26 protein-coding genes are annotated in these 25,730 nt (G+C 60.4%); 19 read left to right on the top strand and 7 right to left on the bottom strand.

Translation table 11 applies throughout. The annotated features are described in order from the left end of the window. The first annotated feature begins 9 nt into the window (after positions 1-9). From GY725_17250 to GY725_17235, 4 genes are all read left to right on the top strand, one after another. A complete protein-coding gene (locus GY725_17250; GenBank protein ID MCP4005939.1) occupies positions 10-687 on the top strand; it encodes a DUF4336 domain-containing protein in 678 nt (225 codons plus the stop codon). 26 nt (positions 688-713) lie between these two features. Next, positions 714-1,109: a hypothetical protein gene (locus GY725_17245; GenBank protein MCP4005938.1), complete on the top strand. Its 396-nt coding sequence runs from the start codon at positions 714-716 to the stop codon at positions 1,107-1,109. Between the two features lie 233 nt (positions 1,110-1,342). Continuing rightward, positions 1,343-2,134, top strand: a complete 792-nt coding sequence (locus GY725_17240; GenBank protein MCP4005937.1) for a phosphotransferase — start codon at positions 1,343-1,345, stop codon at positions 2,132-2,134. Between the two features lie 141 nt (positions 2,135-2,275). Then, the gene (locus GY725_17235; GenBank protein ID MCP4005936.1) at positions 2,276-4,450 is read left to right on the top strand and encodes a hypothetical protein; all 2,175 of its coding nucleotides are present in this window, start codon (positions 2,276-2,278) and stop codon (positions 4,448-4,450) included. A 16-nt stretch (positions 4,451-4,466) separates the two neighbouring features. Here GY725_17235 and GY725_17230 read toward each other — a convergent pair whose 3' ends face one another. The 6 genes from GY725_17230 to GY725_17205 are packed head-to-tail and all read right to left on the bottom strand — an operon-like array spanning position 4,467 to position 10,627. Next, positions 4,467-5,324 carry an FkbM family methyltransferase gene (locus tag GY725_17230; GenBank protein MCP4005935.1) on the bottom strand — a complete coding sequence of 286 codons (858 nt, stop codon included), beginning with the start codon at positions 5,322-5,324 and terminating at the stop codon, positions 4,467-4,469. Between the two features lie 32 nt (positions 5,325-5,356). Continuing rightward, on the bottom strand, positions 5,357-7,156 hold the full coding sequence (locus GY725_17225; GenBank protein ID MCP4005934.1) for a thiamine pyrophosphate-binding protein: 1,800 nt from the start codon (positions 7,154-7,156) through the stop codon (positions 5,357-5,359). 22 nt (positions 7,157-7,178) lie between these two features. Further along, a complete protein-coding gene (locus tag GY725_17220; protein ID MCP4005933.1) occupies positions 7,179-8,003 on the bottom strand; it encodes an SDR family NAD(P)-dependent oxidoreductase in 825 nt (274 codons plus the stop codon). Between the two features lie 24 nt (positions 8,004-8,027). Beyond that, positions 8,028-9,020 carry an NAD-dependent epimerase/dehydratase family protein gene (locus GY725_17215; protein ID MCP4005932.1) on the bottom strand — a complete coding sequence of 331 codons (993 nt, stop codon included), beginning with the start codon at positions 9,018-9,020 and terminating at the stop codon, positions 8,028-8,030. 57 nt (positions 9,021-9,077) lie between these two features. Continuing rightward, a complete protein-coding gene (locus GY725_17210; GenBank protein MCP4005931.1) occupies positions 9,078-9,737 on the bottom strand; it encodes a class I SAM-dependent methyltransferase in 660 nt (219 codons plus the stop codon). Beyond that, positions 9,737-10,627 (bottom strand): NAD-dependent epimerase/dehydratase family protein, encoded by an 891-nt coding sequence (locus GY725_17205; protein ID MCP4005930.1) that lies wholly within the window; start codon positions 10,625-10,627, stop codon positions 9,737-9,739. The genes GY725_17210 and GY725_17205 overlap by 1 nt, the downstream gene beginning before the upstream one ends. Before the next feature lie 71 nt (positions 10,628-10,698). Between GY725_17205 and GY725_17200 the strand changes: the two genes are divergently transcribed. The 10 genes from GY725_17200 (at position 10,699) to GY725_17155 (ending at position 19,984) form a co-directional block, all read left to right on the top strand. After that, the gene (locus GY725_17200) at positions 10,699-10,920 is read left to right on the top strand and encodes a hypothetical protein (GenBank protein ID MCP4005929.1); all 222 of its coding nucleotides are present in this window, start codon (positions 10,699-10,701) and stop codon (positions 10,918-10,920) included. A gap of 333 nt (positions 10,921-11,253) precedes the next feature. Then, positions 11,254-11,436 carry a hypothetical protein gene (locus GY725_17195; protein ID MCP4005928.1) on the top strand — a complete coding sequence of 61 codons (183 nt, stop codon included), beginning with the start codon at positions 11,254-11,256 and terminating at the stop codon, positions 11,434-11,436. Between the two features lie 104 nt (positions 11,437-11,540). Continuing rightward, positions 11,541-12,542 carry an SDR family oxidoreductase gene (locus tag GY725_17190; protein MCP4005927.1) on the top strand — a complete coding sequence of 334 codons (1,002 nt, stop codon included), beginning with the start codon at positions 11,541-11,543 and terminating at the stop codon, positions 12,540-12,542. Between the two features lie 54 nt (positions 12,543-12,596). After that, a complete protein-coding gene (locus GY725_17185; protein ID MCP4005926.1) occupies positions 12,597-13,547 on the top strand; it encodes an NAD-dependent epimerase/dehydratase family protein in 951 nt (316 codons plus the stop codon). Continuing rightward, positions 13,544-15,100, top strand: coding sequence for an adenylyltransferase/cytidyltransferase family protein (locus GY725_17180; GenBank protein ID MCP4005925.1), 1,557 nt, complete (start codon positions 13,544-13,546; stop codon positions 15,098-15,100). The genes GY725_17185 and GY725_17180 overlap by 4 nt, the downstream gene beginning before the upstream one ends. Further along, positions 15,097-16,023, top strand: coding sequence for a Gfo/Idh/MocA family oxidoreductase (locus GY725_17175; GenBank protein ID MCP4005924.1), 927 nt, complete (start codon positions 15,097-15,099; stop codon positions 16,021-16,023). The genes GY725_17180 and GY725_17175 overlap by 4 nt, the downstream gene beginning before the upstream one ends. Positions 16,024-16,049: 26 nt before the next feature. Next, positions 16,050-17,339 carry a UDP-glucose/GDP-mannose dehydrogenase family protein gene (locus GY725_17170; protein MCP4005923.1) on the top strand — a complete coding sequence of 430 codons (1,290 nt, stop codon included), beginning with the start codon at positions 16,050-16,052 and terminating at the stop codon, positions 17,337-17,339. Positions 17,340-17,355: 16 nt separating this feature from the next. Then, positions 17,356-18,297 (top strand): thiamine pyrophosphate-dependent dehydrogenase E1 component subunit alpha, encoded by a 942-nt coding sequence (locus GY725_17165; protein MCP4005922.1) that lies wholly within the window; start codon positions 17,356-17,358, stop codon positions 18,295-18,297. A gap of 3 nt (positions 18,298-18,300) precedes the next feature. Further along, complete coding sequence (locus GY725_17160; GenBank protein ID MCP4005921.1) at positions 18,301-19,362, top strand: alpha-ketoacid dehydrogenase subunit beta; 1,062 nt, start codon at positions 18,301-18,303, stop codon at positions 19,360-19,362. Beyond that, positions 19,328-19,984 (top strand): SIS domain-containing protein, encoded by a 657-nt coding sequence (locus GY725_17155; GenBank protein MCP4005920.1) that lies wholly within the window; start codon positions 19,328-19,330, stop codon positions 19,982-19,984. Before GY725_17160 ends, GY725_17155 begins: the two co-directional genes overlap by 35 nt. A 25-nt stretch (positions 19,985-20,009) precedes the next feature. Here the strand turns inward: GY725_17155 and GY725_17150 are convergent, their stop codons facing one another. Beyond that, complete coding sequence (locus GY725_17150; protein ID MCP4005919.1) at positions 20,010-20,759, bottom strand: transaldolase; 750 nt, start codon at positions 20,757-20,759, stop codon at positions 20,010-20,012. A gap of 111 nt (positions 20,760-20,870) precedes the next feature. Here GY725_17150 and GY725_17145 point away from each other — a divergent pair, with 111 nt between their 5' ends. The 5 genes from GY725_17145 to GY725_17125 form a co-directional block, all read left to right on the top strand. After that, the gene (locus GY725_17145) at positions 20,871-21,689 is read left to right on the top strand and encodes a glycosyltransferase family 2 protein (protein MCP4005918.1); all 819 of its coding nucleotides are present in this window, start codon (positions 20,871-20,873) and stop codon (positions 21,687-21,689) included. Between the two features lie 168 nt (positions 21,690-21,857). After that, entirely contained in the window at positions 21,858-24,095 is a 2,238-nt protein-coding gene (locus GY725_17140; protein MCP4005917.1) for a hypothetical protein, read from the top strand. 199 nt (positions 24,096-24,294) lie between these two features. Further along, positions 24,295-24,963 carry a helix-turn-helix transcriptional regulator gene (locus GY725_17135; protein MCP4005916.1) on the top strand — a complete coding sequence of 223 codons (669 nt, stop codon included), beginning with the start codon at positions 24,295-24,297 and terminating at the stop codon, positions 24,961-24,963. After that, positions 24,960-25,196 (top strand): hypothetical protein, encoded by a 237-nt coding sequence (locus GY725_17130; protein ID MCP4005915.1) that lies wholly within the window; start codon positions 24,960-24,962, stop codon positions 25,194-25,196. Before GY725_17135 ends, GY725_17130 begins: the two co-directional genes overlap by 4 nt. A 29-nt stretch (positions 25,197-25,225) precedes the next feature. Beyond that, positions 25,226-25,730, top strand: a 505-nt coding sequence (locus GY725_17125; protein MCP4005914.1) for an enoyl-CoA hydratase/isomerase family protein, incomplete at its 3' end; no start/stop codon positions are given.

Raw genomic sequence — 25,730 nt, 5'->3', positions numbered from 1 at the left:
AGGATCTCGATGCTGCGCTCGTTGGACCGTGGATTGTGGGTGATCGATCACCCTTTGAAGATCGGGATTGCCGAATTCGGAACGCGAACGACCGTCATCAGGCTGAGGGACGGATCCCTATTCGTTCATTCTCCCGGGCCGCTCAGCGCTGCGTTGCGTCAAGCCCTGAGCACTCTCGGACCCGTAAAATTCGTGGTCGCACCCAACAAGGTTCACCACTTCTTCGTCGCCGAAAACATGCGGAGCTACCCGGATGCCCAACTCCACCTGGCACCGGGACTGGCCGAGAAAATCTCGGATCTCCCCAAGGGCCAGACATTGAACGACGAGGCTCCCGAAGGTTGGGCGTCTGACCTGGACCAGATCTGGGTGCGCGGCTCCGACTTCCTGGAGGAGGTCGTGTTCCTGCACCCCGCAACTCGCACACTCGTATTGACCGACCTCGCGTTCAACTTCCATGGCGCCGAAACCCGCACCACGCGCATCTTTCTGCGCCTCGTAGGCGCCTACAAGCGCTTCGGCCCGTCGCGAATCGCACGTGTCTCGATGCGGGACAAGAAGGCGATTCGCGCTGGTATCGATCGAATCCTCGAATGGGATTTCGATCGCGTGATCGTCACACACGGGGATGTTCTGGAAACCGGAGGCCGCCAGGCTCTGCGCGAAGCCTACGCGCGCATCGGCTGAAATCCCGGACGGGCGGCGGAAATCGGATGGGAAACCTCTGCGTTCCGGTCTATTTCGACTTCGCCTCTTCGATCTGTTTCATCGCCCACACGGTGATGGAGCGCATGAAACCCGACTTGGCGCAGCTCGAAATCGAGTTGAAATGGCTTCCAGTCGACCTGACCCGTTTCTCGTCATGGAAGCGCGGAGCCCGGAGCAAAGGCGTGGGAAGTGAGAACGTTCGGCGGGTTTCGCGCGACCTCACAGTCCTTGGCGACGATTCCTGGTTGCTCGAACTCCAGGAGCAGACAGAACGCTGCGTGGAAGCCGAGGTCACCGGAGTGCCTACATTCATGCTCGACGGCTGGCCGATTGGCGGTATCCAGACCGACGACACGATGCGCGACCTCCTGGGTCGATTCGCCGCCAAGATGCAGGCCTGAAAGGGCTTGGCCTCCCAGCTGAAATCGGATACGATTTTCTTCAACTGGGAACGCTCTGCGAGAGGAGGCACATCGTGACGACTTGTCGATCCATAACGACGCACTTCGTTGTGACTTGCGCCTCCGAGCGTTCCTGACCCGGGCAGCCTGATTCAACAGGGCTGAGGATCCGGAGCTTCTACGAGTGGCGGCGTATGTCCGCGGCTCGTTCCCGTCACCTGTACGGAGGCTCCATGCCCGGAAAACACGGTACCGACCTGTCTCAGGCCGGCTTCACTCGCGGCCAACTCGCTTTGGCGGAGCAGTCCGCACTCATGCAGACATTCGGCGCCGACGGCCTCATTACAGAGGTTCTCGGCGTCATCGGCGATGGCAAGGAGGCGACCGTCTACGCGGTTCGTACGGCGCCCCATACGGGTGTCGAGCGCGCAATCGCCAAGGTGTACCGGGCCCAGCGCTTCCGCGCGTTCGCGAACTCAGAACTCTACGACGCCGGTCAAAACAGAGGCGATGCGCGGTCAAATCGCGCCATGCGCAACAAGACCCGCAAGGGTCGATTGATGGCCCACCACGACTGGATCGGGCGCGAATGGGAAAACCTGTGCCTGCTATTCGACGCGGGCGCGGATGTACCAGAGCCGTATGAACGAAGTGCAGACGCCATCTTGATGGAGCACATCGGCACACCCGATGCGGTCGCTCCCCTACTTCAGCACGTCAGATTGAGTGCGGAAGAAGCTGAAGCGGCTTTGAACGCATTGCTTCAGAACATCGAGAGGTTTTTGCGCTGCGATCTGATTCATGGCGATCTGTCCGCTTATAACGTCCTGTTCGATCGAGGCCGAGTGTGCGTGATCGACCTTCCCCAGGCGGTAGACGCCCGCACCAGCCCGCACGCTCGTCGTCTGCTGTTTCGCGACGTGAAGAACATCTGCCGCGGATTTGCGCGCATGAAACTGGATGTCGATGCGGAACGTATCGCGACGGATCTATGGCAACGCTACACGAGGGGAAACCTGTCCTGACCTCGACCTGCTCCACGTCTTCCCCAGGGAGCCTGATCGCGATGTGCAATTCGGCGGCAACTCAACGGCAGGACACTGCCCCTATTCTCCTATAGAGACAGGAGCGGATACTGGTGTAGAATAGATGGCGGAGGCTCCCTGATGTTGTTGCGTACGGTGCTGATGGCCCTGGCTTTTCTTCTATTGAGCGGATCATCCGGGCGTGCCGATCAGCTGGATCTTTCCTTCAGCGGTCCAGTTGCTTCGGGCTTTGCCATCCTCGATGTTCCGGGCGCTGCGCCCGGCCAGGCCTTCGCCGCCAGTGCTCCCATCGCGATCCGATCGCTTTCTTTCAGCGACGGGACGATGAGCTTCTCGTTGCTGGAGAGCGGCTTCTCCGGGCTGAGTTCACCGGACGGCAGTGACGTGACCGGAACGCTCGTCGCCTTCATGACCGATGGAGATATCAATCTTCAGCTGCTCACGGCCGTACTCGGCCTGGACCCGACCGCGGATCAGTACTTCACGATCAACGGTATGCAGACGGGCAATACCCAGATCATCGGCATTGCCGATCCAGAAGATTTGCGCGCGAACTACCTTCACGTCGCCACAACGGATTCAGGCGCACCGACGGGATCACAGCTCTTCCATCCCCTGGCCAGGTCGAACCAACAACAACCACTGCTCTTCGTTACCCACAACTTCAATCCGAACGGAAGCGCAGGTGTGTCGAATCCGGATGCCGCTCTCGCAAGCTGGAATCTTACGAAGCAGCGTTGGGAACTGCTTGGGCGTGCTCCAGGCGGAGGTCCCGGTAGCATCGCGGCTGACTCGGTCTGGAACGTTCTGGCGATTGGTTCCGGAAATCGCGGTTTCACACACAGCATCGCTCCGGGAAATCTGATCGGCAACGAGACTGAAGTGGTCCATCCGGGACTCGATGGGGATCCGAACGCGCAGTTGCTCGTGCGCACACGAGACGAGGCGGGCAGCTCGCAGATTGGCGGGATCGTGCCCGTCTACAACGCTCTGACATCCCGTTGGCGACTGATTCGCGAAGACGGAGCAGCATGGAGTATCGGCAACACCATCAACGTCTATATCGCGGAAGCCTTGCGGGCAGCGATCATTCCGGCAACCGCGGGTTCCAGTTTCGGCTACCTGGACGACGAGCGCCTGAATGACAATCCGTACGCGTTGTTCCAGATCCAGCGCACCAATCTTCACAGCTCTGGACTTGAGCAACCTGCGCGGGTCGGATTCGACACCGTCGGTGGCCGCTGGTTCGTTCAACTCGAAGACGGAAACCAACCGATCGCAAACGACGTCTTCGATCTTTTCATCCCACCCGCCCACGCGGCCGGCTTCGAATCGGGACCTGATCTGGATCAACCTCTGCTGGTGCGGGATTCCGACGAGTTGATCCTCGCGACACACACCCGGGTTGAAGGAGATCCGAACAATGACCTGGGTGTGGCCTTCTTCGCAGAGTCCAAGTCCCAACGGGTACCGTGGGTATTTGGGAGTGCGGATCTGATCACGACGATACCCGCCGACTCGCGGTTTGCCGTCTGGATTCCGCAACGCGATGCGCTGTCGTTTGGCCATGAATCCGATCCCAATCGCATCGTTGCGAACTCGAGTCCCTTCTCGAATCCCTGGTCCGATGGTGATCCGAATGCGATCGTCTTTATCGCTCAGTCAGACGTGCACGGACTCTCCGTCGAAATCACGACTTCTGCGCTCGGTGTGAGTTACGACGGCACTCGCTGGTCCGTATTCCACCAGGATCTCTCTTCGATGCTCTCGGGCGAGCGATTTGCAGTTTACGTGTCCGGAACCCAAGACAACGCGTTCGTACACATCGCTTCGATTGGATCCATCGCTTCCACTCCCGAGTCGACACAACTCGATCATCCCAGCTTGAATGATCATCCCAGCGTCGACCTGATCGTGACTCAGAACTGGAATCCCGGCGGTGGCCCGGGCCTGGGCAATAGCAATCCCGTGGGCACTGAGTACGATTCAGTTTCCGGGCGCTGGTCGATCCGGAACCGCAACGGCGCCGCTCTGCCAGTGGGCGCCGCCTTCAATGTGCTGGTCGTAACACCCGTATGCGGTGACGTCGACCACGACGGAGAGCTGAGAGATGCGGACTCCTGGAAGTTGCGCAATGTACTGGCGGGCAGCGACGATCTCGACGAAGCGGGCCAGCGGCGATGTTCCGTATCGGGAGGCGCCTCCGACTGCGATATCGGTGACTGGGCGGTAATGCGACGCTCGACCTTCGCACAATCACCCGGCACGAGTCAGGTATGTAGCGCCGCCAACTGAGCGACTCGCGCGACGACTAACCAGTCCAGGGCATTTCCGATTTCGACGAGATGAACAACGACCCGTCTCTATGACTCGTCGGCATTTCTGAAAGCGAAGTGACCTTGCTCCAGCCCGTCATCTGCGAGAACAGATTGGCATCGGCTCGTCCGAGGTGGTTCCAGATGATTTCGGCGTTCTCCGCTGTTCCGACCTCGAGAACGGCATCGGTATCCGCCCATACATCGATAGGCAGACCGGTCAAAAGCTCTGCCTCATGACCTTCGATGTCGATCTTCGCAAGATCGGCCCAGCGCAGATGACCCTCTGCTGCTTCGAGTTCGACCTCAAAGCGGTCGAGTTTTCCGTAAGGATCCTTCTTCGCACCGGCAATATGGCTGCCCGTCGTGTTGCCGAGTACGCGTACGAATTCGGCCCGGCCCGCCTCGATCGATACCGCCGATTGGTGGATCTCGGTCTCGACCGCGTTCAAGCCGAGATTGCGTTTGAGCAGTCCGAAATGAACGGGATCCGGCTCGAACGAGCGCACGCTGAAACCGGCACGCGCCATACCTATGGAATGCAGTCCGATGTTGGCACCGAAGTCGACGGCCCGCTCATAGCGCGCCCGGTTCGAATCGTAGAAAGCCAGAATGATCAACTCGTCGATCCCGAACAGATCGAGGGAGTCGATATTTCCCATGTTGTGATAGGGAAATTCGAGCACACCGAGCGGACCAAACGGAACTTTCTCACCCGCCCCGTCACAGAAAGTTCTCTCCACCTCGGCGCGTGCAGCAGCCCGTAGAACGCGCCACAGCGGATCGCTATTGGCATGGCGTTCGGGGCTCGCCTTGATAAGCGTGAACAGATCGGAATACAAGTTCGTGTGCATGATTTCCTGGTGTTGAGCTTGGAACTGACGAATCAGTCCGGAAGTTTGAGAGAAACCGGCAAGGGTGCGACGATCATGTTTTCCAGAAACTCGTCCCTTGGCAACAAAGGCTCCGCATCCTCGATCGGATAGCCGAATCTGGACTGCGGAGCCACACGCTTTCCGGAAGGGATATCCACATTGACCAGCAGAGGCCCATCGATCTTCATCACCTTCCCCAGCACCTCTGGGAGCGATGCATTTTTCGCAATGGAGATGCAGGGAATATCGAAAGCTCCCGCGAGCTTCTCGAAATCCGGAAAGTCGAGCCCGCCCTCCAGGGACGTGCCTACGTGTTCGCCACCTAGCCATTGTTCCTGAGTCTGTTGGACCATGGAGTAGCCGCGGTTATTGAGCACGAAAATGCGGACGGGTAGACGATGCCGCTTGATGGTTCCCAGTTCTTGCAAGTTCATCATCATCCCGCCATCGCCTGAAACACAGGTAACGGGTCTACCGTCGAGGGCGAGACAGCCGCCAATCGCCGCCGGCAGCGCCCACCCCATCGCCGTATTGTTGAAATCGTGATAGAGCCGTTGACCCGTGCGGATGTCGAATCCCTGCATCATCCAGGCAATCGAGCAACCTGTGTCGATGAAGATGTGCTCGTTCGGAGGCATGACGGCGGAGAGTGCATCGACGAATACATAGGGATTGATGGTCGATTCTTCCTGCGCAGAGGCATCGCACACCGGATAGCGAGCCTTCCAGTCTTCGGTACGCCCGCACCAATCCGAGACGTCGGGTAGCTGGCAATCCTCAAGCCTGTCCAGAAGAGCACTGATGAAAGCTCTTCCATCCGCGTGAACGGCGACGTCCAGAGGTTTTCCGAATCTCGGAAACTTGCCCAATTCCGCTTCATCCACATCGACGACAATAGTTTGCGCTTGCCGCGCCCAGCTCTTTATCGGAGAACCGGTCTCACGCGTACTGAGACGTGCACCGATGCACAACACGGCATCCGCGTTCTGCATCGCGAAGTTCCCTGCACGGGTGCCATGCGTGCCGACGGTGCCGACCAGGTGTTTGAAATTCGAATCCACGAGATCCCTGGCCGCCCAGCTGGTGAGTACGGGAATCCCCAGGCGACTGACGAGTCGTCGCGCCTCCGCTTCACCTCCGGCGAGCCGCACGCCCCAGCCGAGCATCAGTACGGGCCGATCGGCCTCACTGAGTATGGCGGCGATCGCATCGAGTTCTCCCGCGCTCGGCGACAGCGTCGAACGTTCTTCATCCGGAGTAAAGCCCCGAAGCGCTTCTACTTCGATGAAGTCCCTCTGCAGATCGTCGGGAATATCTACTACCACGGGCCCGGGTCGACCCGTCTTCGCCAGGTGCACGGCTTTCTCGAGCTCATAGCGAATATCCATCGGGTCTGAGATCTGCACCGCGTACTTCGTGATCGGTTCAACCATCGGGATGATCTCGGTCTCTTGAAAACCGAGTTGTCGCACTCCGGTGTCGCCCTTCATGCGAAAGGTGGTGACCTGACCCGTAAGGTACAGGCAAGGCACCGAATCAAACCAGGCACCCGCGATTCCGGTGATCATGTTCGTAGCACCGGGACCGCTGGTGCCGATCGCGCAACCGAGATTTCCAGTCACCCGCGAGTAGGCTTCAGCGGCCATGGCTCCGGCTTGCTCGTGGTGCGGGCAGATGTGCTGCAGCACCGAGTGTTCCGAGATCGAATGCAGCAGGTGGATCGAAGCACCGCCAGAAATGATGAAAACGTGACCGATGCCCTGCTCGGCCAGAAAATCGGCAACGTAGTCTGAGAGTTTGGTCTTCGTCATCACCTTCGCCGTGTCCTGACTTTCACGGTTGCGCCCGGCGCAGCCGATACGCATTCCCGTCCGCCTTCAGCTTCTCTCCGAGCTCGGCCCCTCCCTCGCGCCAGGGGTCGTGAACGGTAGAGAAGTTCCGCCCACCGGCAACCGATCTGCCCTTTTCCATACACCACTTCAGATTGGCGTAGATATCATCATGGCTGGTGCCTTCCGTCTTCAGGAAGTCGACTGCCTTTTGATAGCCTTCGTCCGCGCGAGCACCGGCTCGGAGTGTCTCCTCGTGAATCCGTGTCGGCACGAAACCGGGGCCGACGATGAAGATATTGAGTTCGGGCTCCTCGTCGTCGAGCAACTCGCACATCTTGATAAGAGCGATTTTCGCGACGCAGTAGGCCGAATAATTCCTGAACGGATTATTGGTACCGCCGCCCGCCATCAACATGACGTCGACTTCTCCCACCGCACGCTTCGGCCAGAGCCCGTGCAGAACACGCAGCTGTGCCGTCGAGTTGACGGTCACCGAGCGCTCCCAGGCGTCGAAGTCGAGATCCGTGAAACGCCCGATGGGCTCCATGGTGCCGGCGGCTGATACGAAGAGTTGCCAGGAGAGATCCAGCTGTTCGTAAGAGTTGAGCGCGGCTGCGACACTGGAAGGATCGGCGAGATCACAAGCAATCGCGCTGAATCTCTCCGCGCTCTTGAGAGCAGCGAGCCGTCGGATATCACGCGCAAATCCCACGACTCGATAGTCGTCGTCCAGCAGGCGTTGCGTGAGGGCAATACCGATGTCAGCGCTGGCACCGAGCACGACGGCGGTGCGGACATCCTGCTTGCGATCGGAAGTGTCACTCATCTTTCGGCCTCGGGCCGCGCCTTGTCACGCTCGCAGTGTGTAATCCGTTGGCCAATCGCGAATACCGTCGAGATACTTGCGACCCCAATCAACCATCTCGGCCAGACCCTCGTCCCAACCGATCTGGGGTTGCCATCCAGTTGCATCCTTGATGGCACTGGAATCGAGCCAATAGCGCGAGTCCTGTCCGAGGCGCTCGTCAGTCACTTCGCACAGATCTTCGAACGGTATTCCGAGTGCGCCCGCGCAGCGCTCTACCACTTCTCGAATCGATGTCGGCTCGGCCGGCCCCGCATTGAAGACCTCTCCGTTGGGCCCACGCTCAGCAACCAGATGAATCGCGCGACCGAGGTCGCGCGCGTGCATATAGGACTTTTCCGCCTTTCCCCCACCATGCAGGGGCAATCTGTTGCCGGTCAATCCGGCCCAGATCGCCTTCGGGATGACGCGGTGCAGGAGTTGGCCCGGGCAATAGCAGTTGCAAGGGCGGATGATGCTCATCGGAAATCCGAGGAACTTGTTGACCGCCAGCAGATGCATGTCGAAAGCAACCTTGGACGCAGCGTACGGACTCGTGGGCTTGATCGGCTCATCTTCTTTCACGGCGTATTCAACCGACCCATACATCTCCGACGTGCCGATCTGTATGAAGTGCTCGAGCCAATCGCACTTCATGAGTTCTTCCGCGAGCCGGGCCATTGCCATCGAGTTGGTCTCGAAGAATCGCCAGGAGTGCTTCCACGACACGGCGCCCTCGCCCTGGGCCGCGAAATTGACGATGACCTCTGGCCTTTCCCGGTCGAACAACTCGAGCAGCAGATCGAGTTCGTGGGTGACGTGACGGGCGTGGTATTCGTAGCCATCGCGAGCCTCGATCCCGAGCGAGAACGGCTCCGGACGCAACGGATTGCGACCGATACCGATCACCTTCTTGGGATCGGCCTTGTCCAGAAGATAGAGCGCGGCGTGGATACCGAAGGAACCGCCACCGCCGAGAATTGCGTACGTTCTACCCATGCCGCCAGATACTCCGAAGTTCGTCGATGACCAGCCCGCTGCAGCGGTCTCGATCCGTCACGATATGATCGTCCAAGCGTAATCGCCGGTATATCCCGCTTCCTCGAACAGGTCGAGCCATCCCTGTGGATAGTCGTGGAATGCTGCGGTCAGAACCCAGCTTTCGAATACCGCCTTCTGTTCGGCGGTGTGATAACTATCGACGCGCACGAAAGCCCGTCCCGCCGACAGCCTCTGAATTTCCCCAAGAGCAGTTTTGGCCCTGTCACGGGGCAGATTGTGTACGCAATCCAGTGAGATAACACAATCAAAACGACCCTCCGGGAAAGGCAGATGCTCGACGCTGCCGAGCTGCAGGCGCCCGACTACATCTGGATGGCAATTCGACAGAGCGTACTCGGAAATATCGACCCCGAAGACCTCCAGCCCCGGCATCGCATCCATCAGGTCCTTGACCAGAAAGCCCTTGGCACAGCCCACATCGAGGACCCGCTGTCCGGGTTTGAGATCAAAGTGAGCGATCATGTCCTTTGCCACCGGCACCCACCGGCCGTCGTAGCGATAGCCGCCATAGCCGTACTCGCGCGGCCCGTCGAAGTACATCTCGCCGAACTGTTTCGAGATGCGCACGACCTCCGGATCCTTGGCAGACTCGCGACGCGCGAGATTGCGCTGGGTCTTCGGCAAAGAGCGCAGAAGATCGACTTCACTGCCCATCAATCGGCACCCGCCAACTGCGCGTGCACTTTCGCAAATCCCGCGTCGGGCGGTGTGTAGCGAAACTCCGGAAAAGCCTCATAAGTCGCTGTGGGATCAAACGGCCGATAGCCGTCGTGGGGCATCGGGCCCGAGCGCGGGCTTGCCTTGATCGCCACGGTTTGCCCGAAATGAGAAATGACTCGCTCTGCTGCCTCTCTGAACGAAATCAGCGAGCCCGTTGCTGCGTTGAGCACCCCTCTGCTGCGATGGGAGAGAATGCGTAGTGCGAGATCCGCGACATCCTCAACCCAGACGTGATCGCGCTGTTCCTCCCCCTCACCAAAGAGGACGATCTCGGCTCCCTGGGCGGCCAGACGGCGGAACCGATTGGGACCGTAGCCGTTGTGCGGATCATCGATGCCGTAGATGAGTGTGGGCCTGAGTGTGGTGAAGGGCGTTTCGCCGGCCGCTTCAGCGAGAATGACTTCCCGCGTCAAATGCATGATGCCGTGCAGGCTACCGGGCGAGGCGCTCGAACTCTCGCCAAGCGGTTCCCTTGAATCCGCGTAGATCGCATCGGAGCCGATATTGACGATATGAGAGACCGGCTGAGCAGCGATCGCGGTACGGATCGTCTCGATGATCGTCAGATTGTCCTTCAACATCCCGATATTCTTGACCGGCGCGATGGCGGCGACGCACACCAGCGCGTCCGATTCCCGAAGCAACCCGGCGAGTTGTTCGCCCGCGCCCGGGGCCTGCAGATCGAGGTCTGGACGGGAGAGCCCGACGGTTTCGGCGCCAGCGGCCCGCAATCGCCGAGTGATGGCGCCGCCCACGAAGCCGCCCGCCCCCAGCACGACCGTGCGCGAGGCCAGCTTCGGTTCGACGTTCAGATGCTCCAGCATGGAATTGCGTTCCCCGTTGGTTGAGACAGTTCAAATGGTTCCCATTGTCCACACGAGCGACGGTACGCCGAGTGTACGATACGAAAACTCCTTCGGACACACCGACTTCGGTGATGGGCCGAAATGCGATCGCGAAGGATCCCGTGCTCGGGTATTCGACGCGCAACAATGTGTTCGAGCAAGACGGGAATGCGGGTGCCGCACTCGTGCTTAGCCGCTGGAAGGACAGAGGCCCAGTCGCTCCGCTATCGGAGCTTTGTGAGGCACGCGGAGAAGCCGCGCTGCGGGACTAGCCCTGGTTCGTCTGTTTCCACAGCCGCGAAGCGGGTTCTTGGGGCAATTTCGCTCAGACTTTCTGCGATTCCGAGATCAAATGCGACGTGCCTGCGATGCCCGCGGTCACCACCCGGGGCGGCAATGCCGTACGCATGGGCGACCCATCTAATCGGCCATCCAGCACGGGTCGCGAACGCGATCTCCGTGGCCGACGGGCCGCTTGCGGCGCGGGATCGGTTCGTCCCAAAATTGTTCGAGCGCGAGGGCAAATTCTGTCCTTTCCCGAGACCCTCAACTCGGAACTGTGCAAACTGTGAACGACTGAGGAATACGCTCGCGCCGGACTGACCGTGATCAACAACACTGAAGAGGAGATCGTCGCGCTGACCGCGGAGGTCCTCGATATCGCTGCAGGTACAACGAAGTTCGATGAAGAGAACGAGCGGTTGCAGGTTCGCTTGAAGGATCTCTGGCGGCCCGAGCACTACACCTATCGCTCGGGGGCCCGCATGGGTCGCGACTTCCTCAGGTAACACTCGCGTCTTCTCGACCCGTAGCCAGGAGTCTTTGCGACAGAAGATGCTTTGACGACGCCCCGGCGGTTGCGCACTATTCCAGCCGTATCGACGGGGGAGGCATAGTCGTGAAGGTTCTGGTGACAGGTGGTGCCGGGTATGTGGGTTGCGTCCTGACACCGCAACTACTGGATGCGGGTTACGAGGTGGTCGTCTACGACCGTCTGATCTTCGGAAGTGAGGGTCTCCCGTCGAGTGATCGCCTGGAGATCGTCGAGGGCGACATCCGGGATACGACGAAGCTGGCCGAGTCCATGCAAGGAGTCGATGCCGTTTTGCACCTGGCGTGCATCTCCAACGACCCGAGCTTCGAACTCGACGAGGGATTGAGCAAGACGATCAACTACGATTGCTTCGAACCGCTGGTCGTCGCCGCGAAAGAGGCCGGAGTGCGTCGCTTCGTGTACTGCTCGACGAGCTCCGTATACGGCGTAAGCGAAGCACCCGACGTGACCGAGGACCACCCGCTGGTTCCGCTCACGCTGTACAACAAGTTCAAGGGCATGTGCGAGCCGCTACTCAAGAAGCACCTGGCGGATGACTTCACGGGCGTGATCATTCGGCCAGCCACGATCTGCGGCTACAGCCCTCGCCAGCGTCTCGATCTGTCGGTGAACATCCTCACGAACCACGCGGTCAACCGACGGAAGATCACGGTCTTCGGCGGAGCGCAGCGTCGGCCGAACCTGCACATCAACGATATGGCCGATGCCTACCAGATGTTCCTGGAAGCTCCCGCGGACAAGATCCAGGGCGAGACCTTCAATATCGGCTTCCAGAATCACTCGATTGCCGATCTCGCAGAAATCGTGCGCAAGGTCGTAGAGGCAGAAATCCCAGACGGCGGGCCAATCGACATCGTGACAGAGAGCAGCGATGACTTGCGCTCGTATCACATCAATTCCGACAAAGTGCGTCGCGTACTGGATTTTGCACCGAAACGATCTGCAGAAGATGCAGTTCGCGATCTGTGCAGGGCCTTCAAAGCAGGCAAGCTGCCCAATAGCATGGATGACGATGCCTACTACAACGTCCGCTGGATGCAGGCCCGGGCGGTAAACTGAGTCGTGAGGGACGTCGCCATCGTCACTGGGGGCGCCGGATTCATCGGCAGCCATATGGTCGATCTCCTCCTCTCGAATGACTTCGAGGTGCGGGTCATCGACAACCTGGTTGGCGGGCGAGAATCCAACCTGGTCCATCACGGCGACGACTCGCGGCTGAGTCTGGAGAAAACCGACATCCGCAGCTTGTCGCCCGAAGGCGCGATTTTCCGCGGCGCAAAGTACGTATTTCACTTCGCCGGCATCGGCGACATCGTACCGTCGATCGAGCGCCCCATCGACTACATGTCGGTAAACGTACAGGGCACTGTACAGGTACTCGAATGCGCCAGAGCGGCCGCCGTAGACAAACTGGTCTACGCAGCTTCGTCTTCGTGCTACGGCCTGGCGGATGTACCGACCACGGAGTCACATCCGATCTCACCCGAATACCCCTATGCGCTGAGCAAGTATCAGGGTGAGCAGGCGGTCTTCCACTGGCACAGCGTGTACGGGCTTCCCGTCAACTCGATCCGCATCTTCAACGCGTACGGCATCCGCTCGAGAACGACGGGGGCATACGGTGCAGTGTTCGGCGTCTTCCTGCGCCAGAAACTCGCAGGGAAACCACTCACCGTCGTCGGCGACGGCACCCAGACTCGGGACTTCGTCTATGTGACGGACATCGCGCAGGCCTTCCTCGCGGCGGCGCAGCGCGGGCGACTGGGCGAGGTCTTCAATGTAGGCGCGGGCCGCCCGCAATCCGTGAATCGCCTCGTCGAATTGCTCGGAGGTGACGTCGTACACATCCCGAAACGACCCGGCGAGCCTGATTGCACATTCGCCGATATCTCAAAGATCTCGAAGGATCTGGGCTGGAAGCCGGAGGTTCGCTTCGAGGAAGGTGTGGCACGGATCCTCGAACGAATCGAGGATTGGCAAGACGCACCGCTTTGGGATCCGGATTCGATCTCGGCGGCAACCGCGACCTGGTTCGAGAACCTCGACCGGAGGAGCCCGAAATGAAGCTCGACATCGGAGCCGAGTTCCGCCACAAGATCAAGACGTCGGCCGAGATCATCGAAAAGGTCGGGGCCCGACCCAGGCAGCAGAAGGTGATCATGTGTCACGGCACCTTCGACGTAGTGCATCCCGGACATATCCGTCACCTGCTCTACGCGCGCAGCAAGGCGGATGTGCTGATCGCGAGCATGACCTCCGACTCGCACATCTCCAAGGCAAACTTCCGCCCCTATGTGCCGGAAGAACTGCGGGCCATGAACCTCGCAGCACTCGAGATGGTTGATTTCGTGGTCATCGATCGAACTCCGACGGCCCTGGAGAACCTGCGCGCGATACAGCCCGACTACTTCGCGAAGGGGTACGAATACGTCGACGGTGGCGTGCACCCCAAGACCCAAGAAGAAATGGACGTGCTGGAATCGTACGGAGGGGAGATCATCTTCACTCCGGGCGATATCGTCTACTCGTCGTCCAAGTTCATCGAAAACTCTCCACCCAATCTGTCGACCGAGAACCTGGTCACACTGATGGAAGCGGAGGACATCTCTTTCGACGATCTGCGCTCGGCTCTCGACGCCTGCCGTAGCGTGCGCGCGCACGTTGTAGGCGATGTGATCGTCGATAGCCTGACCTACTGCAGTCTGATCGGGAGCAACGCCAAGACGCCGACCTTCAGCGTGCGCTACGAGAGCAAGAATCGTTTCGCGGGAGGCGCCGCCGTCGTGGCAAAGCACCTGCGCGCCGCAGGAGCAGAGGTCACCTTGTCCACGGTGATGGGCGACGACGAGATGCGCGAGTTCGTACTCGACGACCTTGCGGAAGCGGGAGTGAAGTGTGACCCGATCGTCGATCCGACGCGTCCCACAACGGTAAAAGACGCCTTCATCGCCGGCGGCTATCGCCTGCTGAAAGTCGACACGCTCGACAACCGTACGATTTCGGACAAGATTCTCGAGGAGCTCTGCGCACGCACCTCCGACACCTCGTGCGATGCAGTCGTTTTCAGCGATTTCCGTCACGGCATCTTCGATCGCGTTACCTGCCCACGACTGATCGAGGCCATCCCGGAAAGGGCGTTCCGCGTCGCGGACAGCCAGGTCGCCAGTCGCTGGGGGAACATCCTCGACTTCCCCGGTTTCGATTTGATCACGCCCAACGAAAAGGAAGCGCGCTTCGCACTGGCCGATCAGGATTCGGTCGTGAGACCGCTCGCGCTCGATCTCTTCCAGCGCTCGAAGACCAAGACGCTGATCCTCAAGCTCGGATCCCGAGGCGCTCTGGTCTATCGAGAGCGCGAAATCGGAGATATGCGAGCGTTCTTCGTCATCAATAGCTTTGCCGATACGGTGGTCGACGCCGTCGGTGCCGGTGACGCGCTTCTCGCGTACTCGACGCTTGCGCTCAAGGCCACCGGGGTCGAAGTCATCGCCGCGACACTGGGTTCGCTGGCCGCTGCGATCGAATGCGAGCGCGACGGAAACATCCCCGTGACACCGAACGATCTGCTCGAGAAGATCGACCAGATCCAGCGCCGCGCGGAATACGCCGTAGAATGAGGGTCGTCGTCGTCGGCCTGGGCGTGCAGGGCCGCAAGCGACTGAAAATCGCCGGCGACAGCGTAGTGGCGACGGTCGATCCGGTGCTGTCGGACGCGGACCACCGCTCGCTCAAAGACCTGCCACTCGATTCCTATGACGCGGCGCTCCTCTGCGTACCCGATGACGCGAAACTGGAACTCCTCGCCTATCTACTCGAGGCCGGGAAGCACGTGCTGGTCGAAAAGCCCCTGCTGGGCACGGACGTGGAACTCGGAGCACTCGAGGCTCTGTCCGCACGTTCCCACGCCGTGTGCTACACGGCCTACAACCACCGCTTTGAACCCCACTTCGTGCGCTTGAAGGAACTGCTCGATTCGGGAAAGCTCGGCGATCTGTACCTGGTGCGCATGTTCTACGGCAACGGGACGGCCCGAGACGTGCGCTCGTCGGGCTGGCGCGATCAAGGCGCTGGCGTGATTCCCGATCTGGGATCACATCTGCTCGACACCATGCTCTTCTGGCTGGGCGAGCCGGGTCGCTCGTTCGAGTTGCGCGCTGCGCATCGCTTCGAGAACCGCGCCTTCGACCACTTCACTGCTGCATCTGCGGGAATACCGGCGATCGAAATCGAAGCAACGCTGGTATCCTGGCGCAACCACATGACGGTCGACGTGTACGGAGAACACGGCAGTGCGCACATCGAGTCGCTGTGCAAATGGGGACCGAGCCGCTTCACCGAACGCGAGCGCGTGCTGCCCAGCGGCCGACCGCCTGAGCATTCCGTCGTGCTGACGCAGGCCGATCCGACCTGGGAGCTGGAGTACCGATTTTTCCGGGATCTGTGCGATTCGGGAAGACCGGGGAACATCGCGAACGACCGCTGGATCGCGCGAGAACTGCAGCGTCTCTCGGAGGCGGCTCTCGACTCCGACGCCTCGTGAACCTTCCGACGATCGGCTATGCCGGCATGACGCACCTGGGCCTGTGCTCGGGAGTCGCGGCCGCAGAGCTCGGCTTCGACGTCGTGGCCTTCGATCCCGATCCGGCCGCGATCGCCGACCTGAAACGCGGCGCCCCCCCTGTGCGCGAGCCCTCGTTGACCGAACTGATGCGTTCGAACGCCACCCGATTGCGCTTCACCTCAAAAGCAGCCGACCTGGCGATCTGCCAGGTCGTTGTAGTCGCACCCGACGTGCCCACCGACGATCAGGGACGGAGTGACCTCTCCGGCATCGATGCGCTGCTTTCGGAGGTCGAGGCAAACACTCCGTCGGAGACCACGCGGGTCGTGCTCAGTCAGGTCACACCGGGGTTTACGCGACCTCGCCAGCGCCAGGCCCCACTCTACTACCAGGTGGAAACGCTGATCTTCGGACGTGCGATGGAAAGAGCGCTCCACCCCGAGCGCTTGATCGTCGGTTGCGCGGATCCGGATGCGCCGCTTCCTGCCGCGTACGAGAGTTTCCTCCGGGCGTTCGACTGCAAGATCCTGCCGATGCGCTACGAAAGCGCGGAACTGGCGAAGATCGCGATCAACGCGTGCCTTGTGAGTTCAATCAGTACTGCAAACACTCTCGCCGAAATCTGCGAACAGATCGGCGCGCACTGGTCGGAGATCGTACCCGCGCTGCGACTCGACGCGCGGATCGGTCCGCACTCGTACCTGGAGCCGGGACTGGGCATCGCCGGTGGAAACCTGGAGCGTGATCTCGCCACGATCTGTGCACTGGGCGAAAAGGCGGGAACCGACACGGGCGTGGTGCGCGCCTGGCTCGCAAACAGTCGACACCGACGCGACTGGGCATTGCGCAGTTTGCACAGGCACGTTCTCGTCGGTCTCGAGAACCCACAACTGGCCGTCTGGGGCCTGGCCTACAAGCGCGATACGAAATCCACCAAGAACTCGCCATCCCTGGCGCTACTCGAGGCGCTTCCGCAGGTGAATGCGCGGGTTTTCGACCCGGCCGTACCCGCGAGTGCCGCGATGCCTCTGGATCTTGAACAGGCGGACTCCGCTTTGGACGCATGTGAGGGCGCCGATGCGCTCGCGATCATGACGCCCTGGCCTGAGTTCACCGACATTGATCCGAAACAGATCGCCAGCCGCTTGCGCGGGCGTTTCGTACTCGATCCCTATCGAACTCTCGACGCTGAGCGCTGCTCTGACGCAGGACTGGAGTACTGCACACTAGGCGAGCCCGATAGCGAAGCTGCAGGTCCTCCGCTACGGTTGAAGAACCTTGATCCCACCAGGTAACGAAACGCGAACCGCGCTGTTCCGTACGCTGCTTCGCATCCGTCGTGTCGAGGAACGGCTCGTCGCGTTGTACCCGGAACAGCAGATTCGCTGCCCTACTCATTTCAGCATTGGCCAGGAAGCCGTCGCCGCCGGTGTTTGCGCCCATCTTTCAGCCAAGGACCTGGCGATGAGCGCACATCGCTCCCACGCCCACTATCTGGCGAAAGGCGGCGACCTGAAGGCGATGGTCGCTGAACTGTACGGCAAGGCTACCGGCTGCGCGCGCGGCAAAGGTGGATCGATGCACCTGATCGACCGCAGCGTCGGTTTCCTGGGCTGCGTCCCCATTGTGGGAAGCACCATCCCGATCGCAGTGGGAGCCTCATTCGGTTCGCGCCTGCTCGGAAACAGCGCAACGACGACCATCTTTTTCGGCGACGGCGCAGCCGAAACCGGAGTCTTTGCCGAAACCCTGAGTTTTGCCGCACTGCACAAGCTGCCGGTGCTCTTCGTATGCGAGAACAATCTGTACTCGGTGCTCACACCGCAATCCGAACGCCAGCCGCATGGGCGGCGCATCGTCGACGTTGCGGCCGGACTGGGAGTGCCGGGTGAGCAGGTGGATGGTCAGGATGTCGAGACAGTTTTCGATGTCGCGGGTCAAATGATCTCACGCATCCGTGACGGCGGTGGCCCAGGATTCCTGGAGTTCCTCACCTACCGCTACCTGGAGCACTGTGGACCACTCGACGATACGCGCCTGGGGTACCGACCGCCGGGCGAATTCGAAGACTGGCTTGAACGAGATCCAGTGCGAATCGAAACGGAACGCCTCATTGCAGAGAAGCTGATCGATGCGAAAGCGATCGAACGGCTAGAGAGCGAACTGGCGCTAGAAATCGACGATGCAGTCGAGTTTGCACAGGCGAGCCCTTTTCCGGAGCGTGCCGAAATGGACGCGTCGGTGTTCGCGTAGTTCATGGGTGAGCGCGAGCTTCACTACGCAGATGCACTGAACGAAGCCCTCGACATCTGCATGCGGCGCGACGAACGCGTCATTCTCATGGGCCTGGGTGCGCCCGACGTGAGCGGCATCTTCGGCTCCACGACCGGACTGCTGGAAAAGCACGGCCCCGAGCGGGTATTCGAAACACCCATTAGCGAAAACGCCATGACCGGCGTGCTACTCGGCGCGGGACTAGTGGGCATTCGCCCGGTCATGACGCACGTCCGCCAGGAGTTCGCGATGCCTGCCATGGAGCAGATCGTGAACCAGGCCGCCAAGTGGCACTACATGTTCGGCGGCCAGGCAAGCGTTCCGATGGTCATGCGCATGATCATCGGACGAGGCTGGGGTCAGGGCTCCCAGCACTCGCAGAGCATGCACGCCTGGTTCGCGCACGTACCGGGATTGCGCGTGCTCCTTCCGGCGACGCCCTACGACGCCAAGGGTCTGCTGATTTCCGCCATCGAGGATGAAAACCCGGTGGTCATCCTCGAACATCGCTGGCTCTACAAGACGTTCGGGCCAGTACCCGAGGGTCACTACCGCGTGCCGATCGGTGAACCCAACCTGATTCACCCCGGCAAAGACGTGACCATCGTCAGCAGCTCGTACATGACACTCGAAGCGACAAAGGCGGTGAGGAGCCTGGCGGATGACGGGGTGGAGGCCGAGCTGATCGACCTGCGCAGCATCCAGCCGCTGGATGACGCGATGATTCTGGAGTCGGTTCGCAAGACCGGTCGGCTGGTGGTCTGTGACCACGCAAACCGCAACGCGAGCTTCGCCGCGGAGATCATTACGCGGGTGGTCGAGCAGGCTCTCGACACACTGAAGGCCCCCCCCGTGCGAATCACTCTGCCTCATTCGCCCACGCCCACGACCCGGGCGCTGTCGAACTACTACTATCCGACTGACGGCCACATCGTGGCCGCAGCGAAAAGACTGATGGGCCTGCCCAGCGAGGATCCCTTCGCTTCCGTGGCCCCCGAAGACACACTCGATGTCCCAGACCCGTCCTTTACCGGACCGTTCTGAGTCGGGAGGCGAAGTGAGCGACGGCGGCTACACATCTGCATACCTGAAAGAAGCGGCCCAGATCTGCGGCGCACTGGACAACGGGCAGATCGATGCCGCAGTCGAAATTCTGGCGGGCGTGCGCGAGCGCGGTGGTCGGCTCTTCGTCATCGGCGTGGGCGGCAGCGCCGCCAACGCGAGTCACGCAGTGAATGACTTCCGCAAGATCGCGGGTATCGAGGCGTATACACCCACCGACAATGTGTCGGAACTGACGGCGCGGGTGAACGACGAGGGCTGGGATACGTCCTTCTCCTTCTGGTTGGAGGGAAGTCACCTGCGTCCGGAAGATGCCATCCTCGTGCTTTCCGTTGGTGGCGGAAATGCGGAAAAGAACGTGAGCATGAACATCGTGCGTGCTCTGGAACTCGCCCAGAAGGTAGGCGCCGCGGTCATCGGAATCGTAGGCCGGGACGGAGGTCACACTGCCAAGGTGGCCGATGCCTGCGTTCTTATTCCGGTTGTGAATCCGTCGACGATCACACCCCATACCGAGGCCTTCCAGGCGGTCGTCTGGCATCTGCTGGTGTCCCACCCGACCCTGAGACGCAATGAGATGAAATGGGAGTCGAGCGGGGTCTGATCCGAGTTCAGCTCGGATCGATTCCTCAGATCTTGTAACCCGCCGCGAGCGCATCGCGACGGAACATCTCCACAGTCTCCAGCGAGAAAGCGTCCAGGTTCTTGCCGGCCAGTTTCAGCTTGGCGATCACATCCGCGGTGCAGGTGATGATGTGACAACCGACCTGCTCTGCCTGGTAGACGTTGAGAATCTCGCGAGGACTGGCCCAGAGCAGTTCGACTCCGGGACGCTCCGTGACGATTCCACGGGCCTTGGCCATGACGGGCACCGGATCGATGCCTGTGTCGGCGATCCGGCCGGCGAACACCGAAATAATGCCCGGTGTATCTGGATGCAGGGCCAGCGTCGAGGTCCGCACCTGGTCCAACGTCATCAGGGCCGTCACATTGATGCGAATTCCGTCCGCCGACAGCTTCTCGATCAGCGGTACCGTCGACTCCCCGAGCGTATTGGTCACGGGGATCTTGACGTAGACCTCTCCGCCCCAGCTGGAAATGGTGCGCGCCTCGCGCTCCATCTCGCCCATCTCGTCTGAGAAGACCTCGAAGCTCAGCGGCATGTCGGGGATCGCCTCGATCACCTCACGCGCAAAGGCTTCGTAGTTGGTGACGCCGTCTTTCCGCATCAGCGTCGGATTGGTCGTGAAACCCGATACGTGCCCCGCTTCGCGGGCGAGGCGCATATCAGAGAGCTTTGCGCCGTCGAGAAAGAGTTTCAGTCCAAAAGCCGGGATCCCGGTCGAATCGAGCTGGGCCAAAAACGCACTCCCCAACATATACTCAATGAGAATAGTCAAAGGGGGGTTCGGACATCATAGTGCGAGATGCTCCATTACTGCAATAGTGCTACATAGCTGGAACCGTTTTAATGGAGGGAGGCCGTCAAGATGAGCTCCGAATCCGAGGTCAAACTCGAAGGCGAACTCGACATAACTCTCTTCATCGCCTGCTACAACGAAGAGAAGAACATCGAGTCGACTCTCGACACTGTGCTGGCCGCAGTCGACGAAGTCGGCTGTTCCTACGAGATCATCGTGATCGACGACGCGTCTCGCGATCGCTCGGTAGACCTGATCAACTCTTATCAGCGTGCGCGAGCGCATCGACCGATCCGGCTGATCGTCAACGAGTACAACAAGGGTCTGGGACAAAACTACATCGAAGGTGCGTTCCAGGGCCGCGGGCGCTACTACCGCCTCGTCTGTGGAGATGACGTGGAATCGCGTGAGACGCTGGTTCAGGTCTTGCGACACCTCGGCGCTGCGGATGTCGTCATTCCCTATCACGAGCGTTGCGAGGGGAAGTCACTACCCCGGCGCGCGTTGTCCCGCACTTACACCCTCGTGGTAAACGCCATCACGGGCTACCGCATCCGCTACTACAACGGCATGGCACTTCACCTGCGTTACAACGTCATGCGCTGGCACACAGATTATCAGGGCTTCGGTTTCCAGGCCGACCTGATCGCCCGGGTGCTCAATCAGGGGGCCAGCCACCTGGAGATTCCGGTGGTCGTTCGAGAGCGTGAGGAAGGCAAGTCGAGTGCGCTGACCCTGCTCAACCTGTTCTCGGTGGCGCATATGCTGCTGGACTTGGTGATCCGGCGTATCGGGCAGGTCGGGTATGGGCGTCGCCTCGGGCCCGTGGGCTCTGCAGATGACCTGGCGATTCAACCGGTCGAGGAAGCCCGGGCAGAAAAGGGATGACCCGGCTCCGGGGCTGAGCCTTTGTTCTCCTGGCTGGTCGCGATCCTGTCCCTGCTGCTTTGTACCCTCTGGCTCCAGATTCGCCTCCAGCGGAAGTCACGGCGGCGACCTGGTTCTTCTGCTCTCCGCTCCCCGGGTTTCATCGCCGCGTGGATTGGTTTCGTCTGCGTGTACGCAGGCATCGTAGTCTGGTTCGCCAGTAACGATATCTACCAGGAGCGCTTCTACCAGCCGGGCGGTTTCTCCTATCTGACGTACTCCGTTCTGCGCGCGCTCTTCATCGGCTATCTGATGGCCTTGCTCTACGGACTCGGTTCCCTCGTACTGGCCATTCCCGAACGCCGCCGACGCCTGCCGCTCACTTCCCTGGACCGCTTCATCCTGGGTTTCTACCTGGGAAGCGCAGTACTTCACATCGCCTTCCAGTTCCTGGGCTACGCCGGTCTGTACGAACGGAAGATGATGATCGCGCTGAGCCTGCCGCTGGTCGCGATCTCATTTCCGGGTGTTTTCGAATTCTGGCGTCACCGAGGCGCAATCACTCCGCGCCTGCCCACGCCGGCTGACGGCGGATCGCCCAGCCGCGCGCTGACCATCGGTCGGGCTGCGCTGCTCGCATCGGTCGGGCTTGCCGGCCTCTACCTGATCGTCGTCAAAGGTCTTCAGCCTCACAGCGTGAGCGATGTGGCGACGCACTACTTCCCGTACTACAGGCGAGTCGTTGAAACACAAGGCATCTGGCCTAACGAACTCTGGTACCACTACTACCACACCAAAGGCGCGGGTGCGGTTTTCCTGAGCCTCCTGCTGACGGATCTCATCGGTGCCCAGCTCGCAACCTGTTCATTCGTGCTCGTATCGGCCCTGGTGGTGTTCTCACTCGTGCGCACGGCGATTGGCTCTCGCTGGTGGGGACTGATGGCCGTCGCGCTCTACCTCACCGGTATGCTCGACCAGTGGAGCTGGGCGTCGTTCGAGAAACAACACATCATGATGATGGCTCTACTGGCCGGACTCGTGTGGATGGTGGTGCGACTCGACGCAGCCGGAGCCCGCGACCGGCGACTCTGGGCTTTCTGCACCGCGCTGATGATCATGAGCCTGGTGATCTTCGTGCCGTCCGTGTTCCCGTTTGCGGCCGGACTGCTCGGGCTCATGGGATTGCGCGCCCTTTTCCAACAGAGACAGGGCGTGTTTATCGCTTGCGCGGCCGCCGGACTCGCGGGCGGACTCGTGTTGTTGGGGAACTTTGCCTTTAACCAGAGCGTGACCGGAATGGCCGATATCGTTCCGTTCCGCATCTTCTGGGAACTCGCCGATCAGCAGAAGCTCAGCAGCTGGGTCAGTCCCTACCTCATGCTGCTCATGACGGAGGGATCGCCTCCGGGATTTGGCGGCGTTCATCCGATCGAAATTCCCGGCAGCGTGTGGGAATACTGGCACGAAGTATTCCGACTGAAGTCCGTGCGAGCCTTATGCGCACACGAGTACCTCGCGCTTCCGTTGCTCGCCACGTCTGCACTGATCTCGCGCCACCAGGCCACGCCCGCCGCATTGCGAAGAGTTGCCGCAGCACTGGCGAGCCTGGCGATCGTTGCCTTTGGCCTGGGTCATATCGTCAACCAGCCGACGTCCATGCTTCGCTTCTATGCTTTCACGCTTTTCCTCGTGGTCGTCGGATTGAGCATCGCGTGGCAACCGATCTGGCAGCGCATGAGCAATCTGCGCGCGCGCGACTTTTTGAGTTACGGGCTTCCGGCACTGGTCGCGGTGTTCGCCTTCCTGAGCGAGGCCAAACAACTCGGACCTCGACGAATTGAAACGGGCCTGCGCTTCGTGAGCGGTACGCTTTCATTTGCGGACGTATACGAACAGGACCGCTCCTTGTGGAGACCGGCCGAGCGACTGGCCAGAACGCTGGAGCCCAATGCCCGCGTCTGGTCGCTCAACGGCCCCTACCACCTGAGCATGGCGCCGAGCCCGCGCATAGAGGGATTCCTTTCCTTCGGTATGTCGTTGAAATACGAAGAAGTGCTTTTCGAATCCCCCAAGCGAGCTCGTTCTCTTCTTCGCGAGGCCGGACTCGACTACTTCCTCGTCGACACTTCGCGTCCGCTCTTCGACGTTCTACCCCACGCCGAGCTGTTCCGACCGGAGAACATCGGCGACTGGTTGTCGGTCGCGTGGCGAGAGGACGACGCCTGGGTGTTCTCCTGGTCACAGCCCGGGTCTGCGCCGATCCCCGAGGAGTTCCTCTCGAGCTACGCACGAATGGTGGAGGAGGCACAGGAAAACGCAGACTGGCGGGGTCTACACGGAAGACTGGAAAACATCTACCGACGCAGTGGCGGCTCCTACCCCCTCAAAGTGGACCGGGCCGCGCCAGCGATACGCGGATTTCAGTAGCCGCCCCGAGCGGAGCGATGAGGTTTCGCTGACCTGAATTCGACGCGGGAGCTTCGGACGCTCCCGCGACCCACCCTTTTCACCAGCCTTTGAGGCGAAGAAAAGCGCGCAAAATCAACTCTTTAGGGAGGCCAGTCCGAGATATCGGTTCGCCATTCGCCAAATGACCTCTTCGTCAAATTTGACTATTTGGTCATTTATGAGTATCAATTCGGACATGCCCGAAGCCAAGCCCAACAACCGAGCCGACCGGAGACGTCTCCGAACCCGAACTGCCGTACTGACGGCCGCCCGCCAGGTGTTCGCGTCACAGGGTGTCGGGGCTACCACCATCCAGGACATCACTGATCTGGCAGACGTCGCGAAGGGCAGCTTCTACAACCACTTCGATTCCAAGGAAGCCTGTCTGGAGGCGGTCGTCGAAAAGACTCTCGCCGAACTCGTTCGCAGACTCGACGTGCTCAGCGAACCCATGCGCGACGATCCGGCTCGGGTGATTGCCACCTGCCTGCGTCACTCGTTCCGCGTCTATGTCGAAGACCCGACGCTTGGACGGTTCGCATTGCGCGCAGGGGAACTGATGGCCGTGGGTAGCATGAGCCTGGGCGTCTTCGGGCGGCGAGATATTCAGCGCGGTCTCGATTCTGGACGCTTCCACTTTGATGATCTCGAGATCGTCTTCACGATGATCAGCGGCGGCGCTGAAACTCTGCTGCGCAGACGTCTCGAAGGCGAACTGCCCGCTGAGTCCGAAATCGCCTTCACCGCGCTCGCGTTGCGACTGCTAGGCCTCCCCGATGACGAGGCTTCCGCCATTGCGGAAGAGGATCTCGTTTCGTTGGACCAGCTCGAAAGGGAATCTTCGTGAGCGACGTAGACTTTGCACCCATTTCCCTGGAACGTCTCCAAAGAGTCTTCCGCCCGCTCTCCTTGCTGGCGAACCCTGTTTCGACTGGCCTCGAGCAGGTACTCGCAAGCGGTCCCGTGCTTTTCGTCGGCGACCACACGATCTATGGCGGACTCGACCTACCCATGCTCGGACTCGAGATCTATGAACAGACCGGTAGACCCGTACGAGGTCTGGCCGCACAGATCAACTGAACCCAACTAATAACCACGGAGAATCAGACATGTCACTTACCAACTGGATCCCCACACCGGAGTTCAAAGAATACAAGGAACTCTTCAAGGAGCACTTTGAAATGGAGCGCCGTGACGACGGTGTTCTTTACGTCTGCATGCACACGCTGGGTGGCGAAGTTCAGTGGAACGCTGAGCTGCACCGTGCCATCTGGCAGCTATTCCGCACCATCGGCTCTGATCCGAAGAATGAGGTGCTCATCTTCACGGCCAAGGGCGAGAACTGGATGCGTGGTTTCGACAACGATAGCTGGGCCCAGATCGAAGAGCCGGCCATGGGCGGTGACCCGAAGCGCGCGACCTACGAGAACATGTTCTACGACGGTCGTCAGATGCTGATCTCCCTGATCCACGATGTCGAATTTCCGACGATCTGTGCGTTCCCAGGCTTCGGGTTTCACAGTGAGATCGGTCTGATGATGGACATTGTGATCGCCTCTGACGACGCGATCATCCTGGATGATCACTACGGTTTCGGCCTGGTCCCCGGTGACG

Source organism: bacterium, assembly GCA_024226335.1.
Classification (GTDB): Bacteria; Myxococcota_A; UBA9160; order SZUA-336; family SZUA-336; genus JAAELY01.
This window is presented reverse-complemented; position numbering and strand designations above follow the sequence as displayed.